Genomic DNA, 13,587 nt, shown 5'->3' on the forward strand with positions numbered 1-13,587 from the left:
TCAAACCGGCCCATCGCGGAGCATCCGCAGGGCCGGGACTTTCTTACACGGACTGTTCTGCCTGCAACCGCTCGATGAAGGCCTGGACGGACATGCTGCCCAGATCTTCGCCAGAGCGCGTACGCACGGCCACGGCGCCGTTTTCCTTCTCACGGTCGCCAACCACCAGCAGGTACGGGACCCGCTGCAGCGTATGCTCGCGAATCTTATATCCGATCTTCTCGTTGCGCAAATCGGCGTTCACGCGGAACCCTTGATCTGCAAGGGTTTTCCTGACTTCACTGACGTATTCAGCCTGAGCGTCGGTGATATTGGCCACCACCACCTGGGTCGGGGCCAGCCAGGCCGGGAACTGGCCGGCATGGTGCTCGATCAGGATGCCCAGGAAACGCTCCATGGACCCGACGATCGCGCGGTGCAGCATGACCGGATGCTTCTTCTGGCTGTTTTCGTCCACATACTCGGCGCCAAGGCGGCCAGGCATCATGAAATCGACCTGCATCGTGCCCAGCTGCCAGGTACGGCCGATGGCATCCTTGAGGTGGTACTCGATCTTCGGGCCGTAGAAGGCGCCCTCGCCCGGCAGCTCCTGCCATTCCACCCCGCAGCTGGACAGGGCCGAGCGCAATGCGCCCTCCGCCTTGTCCCACGTGCTGTCATCGCCCAGGCGCGATTCGGGCCGCAGCGCGATCTTGACCTGGATCTCCTCGAAGCCGAAGTGCTGGTACACCGCCAGCGCCTGCTGGTGGAACGCGGTCACTTCCGCCTCGACCTGGTCTTCGGTGCAGAACACGTGGCCGTCGTCCTGGGTAAAGCCACGCACGCGCAGGATGCCGTGCAGCGCGCCGGAGGGCTCGTTGCGGTGGCAGGCACCAAACTCACCGTAGCGGATCGGCAGATCGCGGTAGCTGTGCAGCCCCTGGTTGAACACCTGCACGTGGCCCGGGCAGTTCATCGGCTTGAGCGCGTAGGTACGCTTCTCCGACTCGGTGAAGAACATCGCGTCCTGGTAGTTGTCCCAATGGCCGGACTTCTGCCACAGCGACACGTCCAGGATCTGCGGGCAGCGCACTTCGCCGTAGCCGGTATTGCGATACACCTTGCGCATGTACTGCTCGACCACCTGCCACAGCGCCCAGCCCTTCGGGTGCCAGAACACAAGGCCCGGGGCCTCTTCCTGCAGGTGGAACAGGTCCTGCTGCTTGCCGATGCGACGGTGGTCGCGCATCTCCGCCTCTTCGATGCGCTTGATGTACGCATCGAGCTGCTTCTTGTCGGCCCAGGCGGTGCCGTAGACGCGCTGCAGCTGCTCGTTCTGCGCGTCGCCGCGCCAATAGGCGCCGGAAATGCGGGTCAGCTTGAAGGCCTTCAGGAAGCGCGTGTTGGGCACGTGCGGGCCGCGGCACATGTCCACGTATTCCTGGTGGTAGTACATGCCCATCGCCTGGATGTCCGGCGACATGTCCTCGATCAGGCGCAGCTTGTAGTCCTCGCCACGGGCCTTGAAGATCTCGATGACCTCGGCACGCGGAGTGACCTTCTTGATCACGTCGTAGTCCTGCGCGATCAGCTCGCCCATGCGCTTTTCGATGGCGGCCATGTCTTCGGGCGTGAACGGACGCTCGGAGTAGATGTCGTAGTAGAAGCCTTCGGCGATGACCGGGCCGATCACCATCTTGACGTCCGGGTACAGCTGCTTGACCGCATGGCCGACCAGATGGGCGGCGGAGTGGCGGATGATCTCCACGCCCTCCTCGTCCTTGGCGGTGATGATGCGCAGGCTGGCATCGTGGTCGATGACGTCACTGGCATCGACCAGCACGCCATCCACCGAACCGGCGATGGTGGCCTTGGCCAGGCCGGCGCCGATCGACTGGGCGACGTCCATGACACTGACGGGATGTTCGAATTCACGGCGGCTGCCGTCGGGGAGCGTGATCGCGATCATGAGAGTGCTTTGGTCTGGTGGCCCGCAGGGGGCCTGGAGAATCCGGGGGCGAGGCAATAAAAAAGCGCCACGAAGGCGCCTGCGTCAGGGGCCGTCGGGGGCGTTCAGCGGTGGGCGGTGGTAGTGCTCATGTCACACGCTAGACCGGCGCAGGGCGCGGGCCACCTTGTTGCCTCGATAGAGATGCCCTGATCTTAAACCAATCTGCCGATGAATGCGCCGCCGCGCGCCGGCATGCCCCTGCCCAGGCGCCTGAATGTGTACGTGTGGCGCCCATAAACGGCAATGATTACCATGCGCGGGTTACTGTCCTGACCAGGACAGGGTTGCCGATTGGATTCCCCCATGCCCTGCCCCGCTTCCTTCCCGGCCTGCCGCGCCCTGCCGCGCGCGCTGGCGGCCACCCGATGATCACGGTCGCCCTGACCTCGCTTGGCTTCTGCAGCCTGGCGCTGGCCGGCTCGGCGTTCTCGGCGCTGGCGCTGTATGCCGCCTCGCCGCACTGCCGCTGGCCGCGCCTGCGCCGGGCCGGTCGCCTGGGTCGGCAGATCAGCCTGGTCGCCGCGGTGGCGGCGCTCTGGCTGTGGATCGCCAATCTGGGCATCGCCACCGGCGTGGTGGTGATGCTGTGCAGCTGGATGCTGGTGGCGATCGCGCTGCCCCTGCTCGCCGCCTGGCACCGCCCGGCGCAGGTGACACGCTGATGTGGGCACGGGCCGGCGCCGGCGTCCTGGCGGGGTTCTTCGTGGCCGCCGCGGCGACCGGGCTGATCGCCTGGCTGCCACCGGGGCCGTGGCAGAACGCGCTGGTACCCAGCCTGATCGCGTTCATCCCGCTGTGGATGCTGGCTGCGATCTGGGCCTTCAGCTTCCGCACCGGGCTGCGGGCGTGGGCCGTGATGAGTGCCACCGCCGTGGCCGGGTTCGGCCTGCTGTGGCTGCTGCGCCTGACCGGCGCGGTGCAATGAGAGCGATGCGATGAAGTTCAGTTCCCAGACCCTGCGTACCTTCACCACCGTGCACACGTGGGTCGGCCTGGTCGCCGGCTTCGCGCTGTTCGTCGCGTTCTACGCCGGCGCGCTGACCCTGTTCCACCACGACCTGCCGCTGTGGCAGACCCCGCATGCGGTGGACACACCGGCCGCGAGCCTGGACGACGCGCAACGCCTGCTCGATGGCGTGCTCGAACGCCACCCGGCCGCGCGCGCCCACGTCGGCATGACCTTCCCCGGTGGCGATCACCCGCAGCCGATCGCGTATTGGCAGGATGCCAAGGGCACCTGGCTGTACGCGTGGCTGGACCATTACGACGGCAGTGTCACGCCGCCGCAGACCGGGCTGGCGGAGCTGGTCAACGAACTGCATTACAGCCTCGGCCTGCCGGTCGCGGGCACCTACCTGATGGGCATCGTCAGCCTGCTGTATGGCGTGGCCCTGCTCAGCGGGCTGGTCATCCACCTGCCCAGACTGCTGGGCGATCTGTTCGCGCTGCGCCCGGGCCGCAACCTCAAGCAGATGTGGCAGGACGCGCACAACGTGATCGGCGTACTCAGCCTGCCCTTCCACCTGATGTTCGCGGTGACCGGCGCACTGCTCTGCCTGGTCTTCCTGCAGATGGCGGCGCTCAATCCGCTGATCTTCGACGGCAAGCTGCTGCAGGCGGTGCCGGCAGCGATGGACACCGCGCCGATACGCGAGCCCAGCGGCCAGCCAGGCGATGACACCAACCTGCGCATGCTGCATGCCCGCGCCATCGAGGTGGCCCGGGCGCAGGGCGTGGCTGATTTCGAGCCGGCCTTCCTCAAGCTCGCCCATGCCGGCGATGCCAACGCCACGATCGAGATCACCGGCGAATCCGGCGGCACCCTGGGGCCGCTCGGCGCGGTCGGCCTGGATGCGGCCAGCGGCCGCCTGCTGAGCAGCCAGTTGCCTGGCCAGCGCGATGCCAACCACGCCACCCTGAGTGCCGCCTATGCGCTGCATTTCGGTGAATTCGGCAATGGCGTGGTGGTGTGGCTGTACTTCCTGCTCGGCCTGGGCGGCGCCTTCCTGTTCTACTCCGGCAACCTGCTGTGGATCGAATCGCGGCGCAAGCGACGCCAGGTCGAACAAGGCCGCGCGCAGATCAACATGGCCCGCGCGACAGTGGGGGTATGCATCGGGTTGTGCGTGGCGATCTCGGCCAGCTTCGTCGGCGCACAGATCCTGGAGCAGGTCGCGCCGCAGGCGGTGGACCACGGCATCCGCTGGATCTGTTTCGTCACCTGGGGCGTCTGCGCCCTGTGGGCGGCGCTGCGTCGCCCCGACCAGGCGGCCCGTGAGCTGCTGTGGGCGGCCGCGATCAGCACCGCGCTGGTAGCGGTAATGCATGGCGCCCTGACCGGCTTCTGGCCATGGGCGAGCGCGGCACGGGGCTACTGGCCGCTGTTCTGGGTGGACGCGGTGGCGCTGGCACTGGCCTTTGGTTTTGCCACCCTGGCGCGTGCGAGCCTGCGCCGGGCACGCCATGGTGATCCGAACAGCGTCTGGAGTGCACCGCGCTGATCGCCTCGAAGGCTTGCGGCGGCGGGCCTTCAGAATTCTTCAGCCGGGTTTCCAGCACTTCAGATCGCCCCATGGCGTAGTCGGCCCTCATCTCGAGGAGCCTTGCCCATGCACCCCTGTCGCCCCCGTTTTTCCGCCGCGCTGATCTTCGCCCTGGCGGTGGCCCTGCCACCGACCGCACTGGCCGGGCCCACCCAGTTGGACGCAGCCCGGATCACCGCGCTGGAGTCGGCGATCGCCAGCCAGGACATCAAGCAGGTCACCAGCATCGTGCTGCTGGTGGACGGCCAGGTGGCGTACGAGGGCTACTTCAACGGCGGCACGGCGGATACCCTCAACGACGTGCGCTCGGCCAGCAAGAGTGTCACCGCGATGCTGGTCGGCGCGGCGATCGGCGACGGCTCCCTGCCCGGCGTGCAGGCCCGCGTGTACGACTACTTCCCGGCGTTCACGGCCCACCATCCGATCGACCCGCGACTGCGCGCCACCACCGTGGAAGACCTGCTCACCATGAGCACGCTGTGGGAATGTGATGACGAAAACGCGTTCTCGGCCGGCCACGAGGAACGCATGTACGTGACCGAGCACTGGCTGGACTTCGTGCTGTCGCTGCCGGTCAAGGGCTTCGCACCGTGGATGACGCGCCCGGAAGACAGCCCGCACGGTCGCGCGCATGCCTACTGCACGGCCAATTCCTTCGTGCTCGGCGCGGTGCTGGAACAGGCCACCAAGCAGCCCTTGGCCGACTACGCCGCGCAGGCGCTGGAACGACCGCTGGGGATCACGACGAGCAGATGGAACCGCTCCCCGGAAGGCATCGGCATGGGCGGCGGCGGGACGCGCTACCGCAGCCGGGACCTCGCGCGGCTGGGCGAGCTGGTGCTCGCCGAGGGGCGCTGGCAGGGCAAGCAGCTGATCCCGGCCCGCTATGTCCGCGCGATGGTCAGCGCCCAGGCCACCACCGGTGATGGCAGCGACTACGGCTATCAGTGGTGGGGGCTGAAGCTTCCGGTCGATGGGCACCAGACCACGGTCTGGTCGATGTCCGGCAACGGCGGCAACTACGTGTTCGTGATGCCCGGCAAGAAGCTGGTCGCGGTGATCACCAGCCAGGCTTACAACCGCAGCTACGCCCACCCGCAGTCGCGCCGCATCCTTACCGAGTTCCTGCTGCCCGCGCTGCGCTGAGGCCATCGAGGTCTGTTGGCCGCCATGGGGCGGCCAACACCCGGGCGCGCTGGGCGGATACGTCTGTCTCGATCGTGTCGAGCAGTTCCTGCCAGCCGGCCGCACCGCGCAGCGGCGCAAACAAAGGGGTGGCGCGCAACCATGCCGCATCGCGGAAGCCGGCGTTCACCGCGTGATGCAGGGCCACCAGCGCAGCGGCCTCATCGCCCTGGGCCTGCAGCAACATCGCACGCTCCAGCGCGGTGTCGGACCAGCCATCATCGCCTTGCCCTTCCAGCATCTGCAGGCGCTCGGCGATCCAGGTCGGGGCAGGCGCCGGATCGCCATAGAGGCCGGCCAGGGTCTGCCCCATCGACTGCTGCGGGCGCAATGCCCGGCTCTGCTCGAAGGCTTCAGCGGCGCCCTTCCGATTCCCGCTCAACAGCAGCATCTCGCCCTGCAGGCGCAGCAACTGCGGATGTGGCGTCCCGCGAGCCAGTGCCTGATCCAGCGCCTGCTGTGCTTTGGCCGACTCCCCCATTGCCAACAGGCTGTGCGGCCAGGCGATGTTGGCGAACACATTGTCCGGATAGAGCTGGAAGTTGTGCGCGTGCCGGCGAGCGGCCGCATCGGTGAACCCCAACAGCTCAAGCTCGCGTGCGAGCTGCACGTCGCGGAACCGAACCCGCTCGGGCGCGCGCAGCGACAGGTTGTCCTGCAGGGCCTGCGCGAGGTCGCCTTTTTCCTGCTGCAGATAGGCCAGCGATGCGCGCGTGCGCTCGTCACCCGGGTCGCGCCGCAGTGCCTGCCGGTAGTCCGCCATGGCGCGCGACATCGCACCAAGGCAGTCGTGGGCATAGCCGCGTGCGGCCCAGCCGGCGGCATCTTCCGGCGCCTTGAGCACCAGCTGGCTGCTCAACACCAGCGCCTCCTGCGCACGCTCGCGCGCGCCGTTGAACAGACAGGCATCGGCCGCCAGCGCCCGGGCGAGTCCACGCCGTGCGATAAGCGATTCAGGGTCGATCTGCAGCGCCTGGCGGTACAACGCGATCGCCCGTTCGTTGTTGCTGGCCTGGCCGATACCCGCGTAATAGGCGGCGCGCTGCAGCACCGCCTCCGCTGGCGACGCCGGTGCGCTGGCGGGACGTACGAAAGTAAACACGACGGCAGCAGCGGCGACCGTTACCCCAGCCAGCCAGACCCACCGTGCGGGTGCGCGCGCGCCCGGTGCGACCGGAGTGCCCTCCGTGCTGGCGCTGGCAACGGCATCACGCATCACCGGCTGCGGCGAGGCGCACAACTGGTAGCCACGGCCACGGACCGAGCGGATGTAGCGCGGCCGGCGACCGTCATCGCCCAGCGCCTGCCGGAGCAGCTTCACCCGCTGGCTGATCGCATCCTCGCCGACCACCGCCGGTGCCCAGACCTGATCGGCGAGCGTGTCGAAATCGACGACGGCGTTGCCGTGGGCCAGCAGGCAGTCCAGCAGCCGCCAACTCAACCCGGCGACCGGCAATACCTGATCCCCTCGCCGCACCTGCTGGGCAGGGCGGTCGATGTGCAGATCCAGCAGGCGGACAGTCTCCATGGCGGCAAGCATAGGGCACGCCGCGTGCGTGGCGGCGGCGTTCGGCGCGCTTACTTCGCAGGTTCCCGGAACGGCGCCACCATGGCCTTGAGCAGGCTACCCTGCGCGTCGTCACCGGTCAGCTCCCACATGAAGACGCCGCGCAGACCGCTGTCCTTGGCGAAGCTGGCGCGCAGACCGATCGAGGTAGGATCCTCATAGCTGACGAAGACCTTCCCGGTGGCGTTGTACAACCACGGCGTCTGCGCGACCGGGTGCCAGTGCCGCTCCCAGCCGGGCTGGCCGAGCATGCTGGCCTGGATCTGCGCCCAGTCGCCGGCCGGATGCGGCGCGCTGTAGCGCTGGTAGAGGCCCTGGTTGGCATCGCCCTCCAGCTGGAACCCACGGCCGTAGAACGGCACACCCAGCACCAGCTTGTCTTTCGGCACACCGTGCTGCTCGTAGTAGGCCACCGCGCGGGCCACGCTGTTCCAGCGTTTCAGTTCCGGCGCCAGCGGATCTTCTGGTACCTCATGCAGCGGCGCGTTGAAGGTGGACACCGCCGAGAAGCCGGTGCCCATGTCGTAGCTCATCAGGTTGATGAAATCGAGCGCGCGGCCGAGCTCCTTGAGTTCATAGCTGCGGGCCGGATCATACGGGCCATCGGTCTGCACGCGGCCGGCGGGCAGCGCAGCGGTGACCAGCCGGTGCTGGCCGTCTTTCTTGTCCAGCGCATCGAGCTGGCGGCGGAACTCGCGCACCAGCAGGGTCATGTTGCGGCGATCTTCCGGGCGGTCGGTGATCTCGGTCGGGCCGCCATATACCGGGAACTCCCAGTCGATGTCCACGCCATCGAAGCTGCCGCGATGGCGCTCGAAGAACATCGCCACGCAGGAGGCCACGAAGCGTTCGCGGCTTTCCGCGGTCAGCGCCGCATCGGAGAACCCGCCCGCGTTCCAGCCGCCGATCGAGATCAGGGTGTGCAGCGTCGGATGCGCACGCTTGAGCGCGGCCAGTGCCCTGAAATGTGCATCGGCCTGCGGCGCGACCGCGCATTGACCTTGGTCGATGGTGGCGAACGCATAGAACAGATGGGTGAGCGTATCGGCCGGAATGGTCTCCACCGGGTAGCGGTCCGCCGAACCCCCCGGGTAGTACGCGCCGATCACCTTGGGCAACGACTCCGTGGCGGAGGCGGCCTGCGGCATCACGCTGGCGATCAGAACGGCCAGGACAGCGACGGTTGGACGGAACATGGGATCTCCCGGGGCGAAGGCGAAGCCACGTTAGCAGCGTGCTGTGGTGCGCGGGCGCTTTGCGCGGTGATGTCCTGCGAATCCGTCCAGCGGACACTGACGGCTGACCCACGCAGGCCTGGCGGCTGTCCTCAGGCCGTGCGGCAACACCCGGTACGCGCCACGCACGCGTCACTCGAAGTCGCCGCCCGCAGCGGACGACCGCGCGGTCTGTCCCGCTCTGCCGCGCCGCCCACCCGCGCCGCCCGCATGTATGCCTGCATGCGTGCATGCCTGCATGCCTGACGGCGACAGGTGTTCACCCCCGCCTTGCGTCATCGGTTTTACAGTTCAGCGATAGTGACTGCCTGCTGCGTGACACCGATGACCGACCTGCATATCGACCGATTGGACCACCTGGTCCTGACCGTGGCGGATGTCGCCGCGACCTGTGAGTTCTACCACCGCGTGCTGGGCATGGAGGTGGATACCTTTGGCGAGGGGCGCAAGGCGCTGCGCTTCGGCCTGCAGAAGATCAACCTGCATGCGCACGGCAACGAATTCGACCCCAAGGCCGAACGGCCGACACCGGGCTCAGCGGACCTGTGCCTGATCACCTACGCGACCATGGACGAGATCCTGGCGCACCTGCAGGCGCAGGGCGTGACCGTCGAAGAAGGACCGGTCCAGCGGACGGGTGCCACCGGACCGATCCTGTCAGTGTATTTCCGCGATCCGGACCGGAATCTGATCGAGGTATCGCGCTATCTGGCGTAATGCGCCCCCACCCAACGGCAGCCATGCGTGGCATGGCATGGCACTCCACCGCGAACCGGCGCTGTTGGTTGGACATGCGGGCACAAAAAAAGCGGGCCGAAGCCCGCTTTTTTTTGTCTGCGAAAGCGTGAGGACCAACGGTCCTCACCTACCGTCCGATCGGCGTGGGCCGATCACTCGGCGGCAGCGGCGCCTTCGCCTTCTTCGACGGCCTTCATCGACAGGCGGATACGGCCCTGCTTGTCGACTTCCAGCACCTTGACCTTGACCACATCGCCTTCCTTCAGCACGTCGCCGACCTTCTCGACGCGGTCGCTGGAGATCTGCGACACGTGGACCAGACCGTCCTTGCCCGGCAGGATCGTGACGAACGCACCGAAGTCCATGATCTTGGCGACCTTGCCTTCGTAGATGCGGCCCGGCTCGACGTCCGAGGTGATCTGCTCGATGCGGGCCTTGGCAGCCTGCGCAGCGATGGCGTTGACCGAGGCGATGACGATGGTGCCGTCATCCTGGATGTCGATCTGGGTGCCGGTTTCCTTGGTGATGGCCTGGATGGTGGAACCACCCTTGCCGATCACTTCGCGGATCTTGTCCGGGTGGATCTTGATGGTCAGCAGGCGCGGCGCGTAGTCCGACAGCTCTTCGCGCGGGGCGGTCAGGCCGTGGGCCATTTCACCCAGGATGTGCAGACGGCCAGCCTTGGCCTGCTGCAGTGCCTGCTTCATGATCTCTTCGGTGATGCCTTCGATCTTGATGTCCATCTGCAGGGCGGAGATGCCCTCAGCAGTACCGGCCACCTTGAAGTCCATGTCGCCCAGGTGATCTTCGTCACCCAGGATGTCGGACAGGACGACGAAGCGATCGCCTTCCTTGACCAGACCCATGGCGATACCGGCCACCGGCGACTTGACCGGCACGCCGGCGTCCATCAGGGCCAGCGAGGAACCGCAGACCGAGGCCATCGACGAGGAGCCGTTGGATTCGGTGATTTCCGACACCACGCGGATGGTGTACGGGAAGGCTTCCAGCGACGGCATCACTGCCAGCACGCCGCGCTTGGCGAGGCGGCCGTGGCCGATTTCGCGACGCTTCGGGCCCATCATGCGGCCGGTCTCACCCACCGAGTAGGGGGGGAAGTTGTAATGGAAGAGGAAGTTTTCCTTGTACTCACCGGCAACGGCATCGATGACCTGGCCATCACGGGCGGTGCCCAGGGTGATGGTCACGATGGCCTGCGTTTCACCGCGGGTGAACAGCGAGGAACCGTGGGTACGCGGCAGGATGCCGGTCTTCACCGAGATCGGGCGGACGGTGTCCAGCGCACGGCCGTCGATGCGGACCTTGGTGTCGAGCACCGAGTTGCGCATGGTGCTGTATTCCAGCTCGCCGAATTCCTTCGACAGCTCGGCCGGGTTCCAGCCATCAGCGGCCACACGGCCTGCCAGCGACTCGGTCACGTCCTTCTTGATCGCCGAGATGGCGTCACGGCGCTGCAGCTTGTCGCGCACCTGGAAGGCTTCGCCCAGGCGCGGGCCGATGGCTTCCTGCAGGGCGCTGATCAGCGCGGTGTTCTTGGCCGGGGCTTCCCAGGTCGACGGCTTGGTGCCGGCTTCCACGGTCAGCTCGTTGATCGCGTTGATGACCTTCTGCATTTCGCGATGACCGAAGGTCACGGCGCCCAGCATCACGTCTTCGGACAGCAGCGCGGCTTCGGATTCCACCATCAGCACGGCGTTGGCGGTACCGGCGACAACCAGTTCCAGCTCCGAATCCTTCAGTTCGGTCACGGTCGGGTTGAGGATGTACTCACCGTTCTTGTAACCCACCTTGGCGGCGGCGATCGGACCCTTGAACGGGGTGCCGGCCAGCGACAGCGCGGCCGAGGCGCCGATCAGGGCAGCGATGTCACCATCGATGTCCGGGTTCAGCGACATCACCGTGGCGATGATCTGAACTTCGTTCTTGTAGTCTTCCGGGAACAGCGGACGGATCGGGCGATCGATCAGGCGCGAAATCAGCGTCTCTTTTTCGGTCGCGCGGCCTTCGCGCTTGAAGAAACCGCCCGGGATACGGCCACCGGCGTAGAACTTCTCCTGATAGTCGCAGGTCAGGGGGAAGAAGTCCTGGCCCTCACGCGCGCTCTTGGCGGCAACGGCGGAGACCAGCAGCACGGTGTCGTCGAACTTGACGATGACGGCACCGCCGGCCTGACGGGCGATTTCGCCGGTTTCAAGCGTGACGGTGTGCTTGCCGTACTGGAAGGTTTTGGTGATTTTTGCCACGGGGGTTTCCTTGGATGATGCTTTCTTCAATGGACCGCGGGCGACCCTTGCCGCCGACGGGTGACCGGTTGTCCGGCCCAGGCGTTTATTGCGGTACTACCAAAACAAAACCGCGGCGCATTCCTGCGCCGCGGTGGGGGTTCGTGCTTAGCGACGCAGGCCGAGCTTTTCGATCAGGGCCTTGTAACGCGGAGCGTCTTTCTTCTTCAGGTAGTCGAGCAGGCTGCGGCGACGGTTGACCATCTGCAGCAGACCACGACGGCTGTGGTGATCCTTCTTGTGGGTCTTGAAGTGGCCGGTCAGCAGTTCGATGCGGGCGGTCAGCAGGGCGACCTGGACTTCCGGGGAGCCGGTGTCAGCCGCGCTGCGCTTGTTTTCTTCAATGACCTTCTGGGTGTCGATCGACATATCAGTTTTCTCTTGGATGCGTGGCCCGCAGAAACGTCCGGTTGACGTACCGCGCGACTCGCCGTTAACGAAAGGATGAACCCGCAGAACGCGGGAAGCCTGAAAAGGCCGCGAAATTGTAACGTCAGCGGCCGTCCGGGACAAGGACCGGGGTGGTGCCCGGCCGGGGCCGGTCAGAGGTTGAACAGGCGCTGCGGGGCCAGCAGACCGGTCTCGTCGACCTGCCCCAGGCCCTGGATCGCCTCGCCCGGCCCGAACACGACCACCCCACCCTGCGGCCAGCCGCCATCGCGGATGCGCTGGCCCACGCGGAAGCGAGGGGTCTGCTCCTCGTTCAGCGTGATCCGGGGGTAATGCGCCAGACCCGCGTCCAGCGGCAGCAGCAGGGCCTCCATGCCGGCCTCATCGCCCTGCTCGGCCAGGCCGCGCAGGGTCTCCAGGGTGACCATCGGCGCCTCACGGAAGGGATCCACCCACAGCCGGCGCAGGCCGGCGATATGGGCGCCGCAGCCCAGGGTCTCGCCCAGATCGCGGGCCAGGCTGCGGATGTAAGTGCCTGAACCGCAGGTCACCCGCAGCGACAGACGGGTCGGCTGCTGGTCCAGCACCTCCAGGGCGTGGACCTCCACGTCGCGTTCGGGGGCCTCGATGGCCTCACCGCGGCGCGCCTTCAGATACAGCGGCTCGCCGCCCTGCTTGAGCGCGGAGTAGATCGGCGCGCGCTGGCGGATGGGGCCGCGCAGCGGTGCCAGCGCCGCCTCCAGTTCGGCCGCGCTGATGGCCGGCACCGGCCGCTCGCGCAGTACCGCACCATCGGAATCATCGGTATCGGTGGTCTGGCCCAGCACCACCTCGGCGTCATAGGCCTTGGCCGAGCCCAGCAGCAGACCGGCGATCTTGGTGGCTTCACCAAAGCACAGTGGCAGCAGGCCGGTCGCCAGCGGATCCAGGCTGCCGGTGTGGCCGCCCTTCTCGGCGCGGTACAGACGGCGTGCCACCTGCAAGGCTGCGTTGGAGCTCATGCCGGTCGGCTTGTCGAGCAGCAGGATGCCATCCAGGCGACGGAACGAAATTCGGGGTGCCATGCATTCAATTCAAATCGGCGCCGTGTGGCGCTGCCGGTCAATCCGGCCTCCGGCGGAGCGGTCGCACTGCGACAGGCCCCGCCCCATAAGACAACAGCCCTTGCGGGCTGTTGGTCCATCAGGCGTTCTTTTCGCCTTCGTCGGCAGCATCGTCGCCACCGTCGTCATCGCCCTGCCGGCTCTTCTCTGCCGCCAGCGTATCGGGCAGATCGCGCAGGATGTTGTCGATGCGCTCGCCGCGATCCACCGAATCATCGTAGTGGAAGTGCAGTTCGGGCACATGGCGCAGCTTCATCGCACGCGCCAGCTCCATGCGCAGGCCCCAGGCCAGTTCCTTCAGGCCCTTCATCGCTTCCACCGAACGTTCGGGCATCAGCGCCGTGACGAAGATCTTGGCATGTGCCATGTCACGGGTGATTTCCACGTCGGAGACGCTCACCGAAGGCAGGCCGTGTTCACGCACTGCGTTGTGCACGAGTGTTCCCAGTTCACGGCGGATCTGGGCGGAAACACGGTCGGTTCGATGGAAGGTCTTTGGCACGGTAGGCGGACTCGTCTTGAAGGGTGATGCG

12 protein-coding genes are annotated in these 13,587 nt (G+C 66.7%); 5 read left to right on the forward strand and 7 right to left on the reverse strand.

What is annotated here, in order from left to right:
* Positions 1-43: 43 nt before the first annotated feature.
* Positions 44-1,948 carry a threonine--tRNA ligase gene (gene thrS, locus BIZ42_RS03655; protein ID WP_070425580.1) on the reverse strand — a complete coding sequence of 635 codons (1,905 nt, stop codon included), beginning with the start codon at positions 1,946-1,948 and terminating at the stop codon, positions 44-46.
* 407 nt (positions 1,949-2,355) lie between these two features.
* Between thrS and BIZ42_RS03660 the strand changes: the two genes are divergently transcribed.
* The 4 genes from BIZ42_RS03660 (at position 2,356) to BIZ42_RS03675 (ending at position 5,679) form a co-directional block, all read left to right on the forward strand.
* A complete protein-coding gene (locus BIZ42_RS03660; protein ID WP_019182702.1) occupies positions 2,356-2,652 on the forward strand; it encodes a hypothetical protein in 297 nt (98 codons plus the stop codon).
* On the forward strand, positions 2,652-2,915 hold the full coding sequence (locus tag BIZ42_RS03665) for a hypothetical protein (RefSeq protein ID WP_019182701.1): 264 nt from the start codon (positions 2,652-2,654) through the stop codon (positions 2,913-2,915). The genes BIZ42_RS03660 and BIZ42_RS03665 overlap by 1 nt, the downstream gene beginning before the upstream one ends.
* 10 nt (positions 2,916-2,925) lie before the next feature.
* A complete protein-coding gene (locus BIZ42_RS03670; RefSeq protein ID WP_070425581.1) occupies positions 2,926-4,491 on the forward strand; it encodes a PepSY-associated TM helix domain-containing protein in 1,566 nt (521 codons plus the stop codon).
* Positions 4,492-4,599: 108 nt separating this feature from the next.
* Positions 4,600-5,679 carry a serine hydrolase gene (locus tag BIZ42_RS03675; protein WP_083279781.1) on the forward strand — a complete coding sequence of 360 codons (1,080 nt, stop codon included), beginning with the start codon at positions 4,600-4,602 and terminating at the stop codon, positions 5,677-5,679.
* Here the strand turns inward: BIZ42_RS03675 and BIZ42_RS03680 are convergent.
* Positions 5,648-7,246, reverse strand: coding sequence for a winged helix-turn-helix domain-containing protein (locus BIZ42_RS03680; RefSeq protein WP_237393555.1), 1,599 nt, complete (start codon positions 7,244-7,246; stop codon positions 5,648-5,650). The two genes, BIZ42_RS03675 and BIZ42_RS03680, sit on opposite strands and share 32 nt — an antisense overlap.
* A 50-nt stretch (positions 7,247-7,296) precedes the next feature.
* Positions 7,297-8,481, reverse strand: coding sequence for a glycoside hydrolase family 18 protein (locus BIZ42_RS03685; RefSeq protein WP_070425583.1), 1,185 nt, complete (start codon positions 8,479-8,481; stop codon positions 7,297-7,299).
* 372 nt (positions 8,482-8,853) lie between these two features.
* Here BIZ42_RS03685 and BIZ42_RS03690 point away from each other — a divergent pair, with 372 nt between their 5' ends.
* Positions 8,854-9,237, forward strand: a complete 384-nt coding sequence (locus BIZ42_RS03690) for a VOC family protein (RefSeq protein ID WP_216636719.1) — start codon at positions 8,854-8,856, stop codon at positions 9,235-9,237.
* Positions 9,238-9,410: 173 nt separating this feature from the next.
* Here the strand turns inward: BIZ42_RS03690 and pnp are convergent, their stop codons facing one another.
* The 4 genes from pnp to rbfA all read right to left on the reverse strand — a co-directional run bounded on the left by pnp (position 9,411) and on the right by rbfA (position 13,556).
* The gene (gene pnp / locus BIZ42_RS03695) at positions 9,411-11,522 is read right to left on the reverse strand and encodes a polyribonucleotide nucleotidyltransferase (protein ID WP_019182695.1); all 2,112 of its coding nucleotides are present in this window, start codon (positions 11,520-11,522) and stop codon (positions 9,411-9,413) included.
* Between the two features lie 147 nt (positions 11,523-11,669).
* Positions 11,670-11,930, reverse strand: coding sequence for a 30S ribosomal protein S15 (gene rpsO, locus BIZ42_RS03700; protein WP_019182694.1), 261 nt, complete (start codon positions 11,928-11,930; stop codon positions 11,670-11,672).
* A 173-nt stretch (positions 11,931-12,103) separates the two neighbouring features.
* Positions 12,104-13,015 carry a tRNA pseudouridine(55) synthase TruB gene (truB, locus tag BIZ42_RS03705; protein ID WP_070425585.1) on the reverse strand — a complete coding sequence of 304 codons (912 nt, stop codon included), beginning with the start codon at positions 13,013-13,015 and terminating at the stop codon, positions 12,104-12,106.
* Positions 13,016-13,133: 118 nt separating this feature from the next.
* A complete protein-coding gene (gene rbfA / locus BIZ42_RS03710) occupies positions 13,134-13,556 on the reverse strand; it encodes a 30S ribosome-binding factor RbfA (RefSeq protein WP_019182692.1) in 423 nt (140 codons plus the stop codon).
* Positions 13,557-13,587: the final 31 nt, after the last annotated feature.

Origin of the sequence: Stenotrophomonas sp. LM091, from assembly GCF_001806305.1 — a bacterium.
In the GTDB taxonomy this organism is placed as follows: domain Bacteria; phylum Pseudomonadota; class Gammaproteobacteria; order Xanthomonadales; family Xanthomonadaceae; genus Stenotrophomonas; species Stenotrophomonas bentonitica_A.

Coding starts and splice junctions, on each gene's coding strand:
- thrS (WP_070425580.1), bottom strand. CDS start 1,948: ATGATCGCGATCACGCTCCCCGACGGCAGCCGCCGTGAATTCGAACAT.
- BIZ42_RS03660 (WP_019182702.1), top strand. CDS start 2,356: ATGATCACGGTCGCCCTGACCTCGCTTGGCTTCTGCAGCCTGGCGCTG.
- BIZ42_RS03665 (WP_019182701.1), top strand. CDS start 2,652: ATGTGGGCACGGGCCGGCGCCGGCGTCCTGGCGGGGTTCTTCGTGGCC.
- BIZ42_RS03670 (WP_070425581.1), top strand. CDS start 2,926: ATGAAGTTCAGTTCCCAGACCCTGCGTACCTTCACCACCGTGCACACG.
- BIZ42_RS03675 (WP_083279781.1), top strand. CDS start 4,600: ATGCACCCCTGTCGCCCCCGTTTTTCCGCCGCGCTGATCTTCGCCCTG.
- BIZ42_RS03680 (WP_237393555.1), bottom strand. CDS start 7,246: ATGGAGACTGTCCGCCTGCTGGATCTGCACATCGACCGCCCTGCCCAG.
- BIZ42_RS03685 (WP_070425583.1), bottom strand. CDS start 8,481: ATGTTCCGTCCAACCGTCGCTGTCCTGGCCGTTCTGATCGCCAGCGTG.
- rpsO (WP_019182694.1), bottom strand. CDS start 11,930: ATGTCGATCGACACCCAGAAGGTCATTGAAGAAAACAAGCGCAGCGCG.
- truB (WP_070425585.1), bottom strand. CDS start 13,015: ATGGCACCCCGAATTTCGTTCCGTCGCCTGGATGGCATCCTGCTGCTC.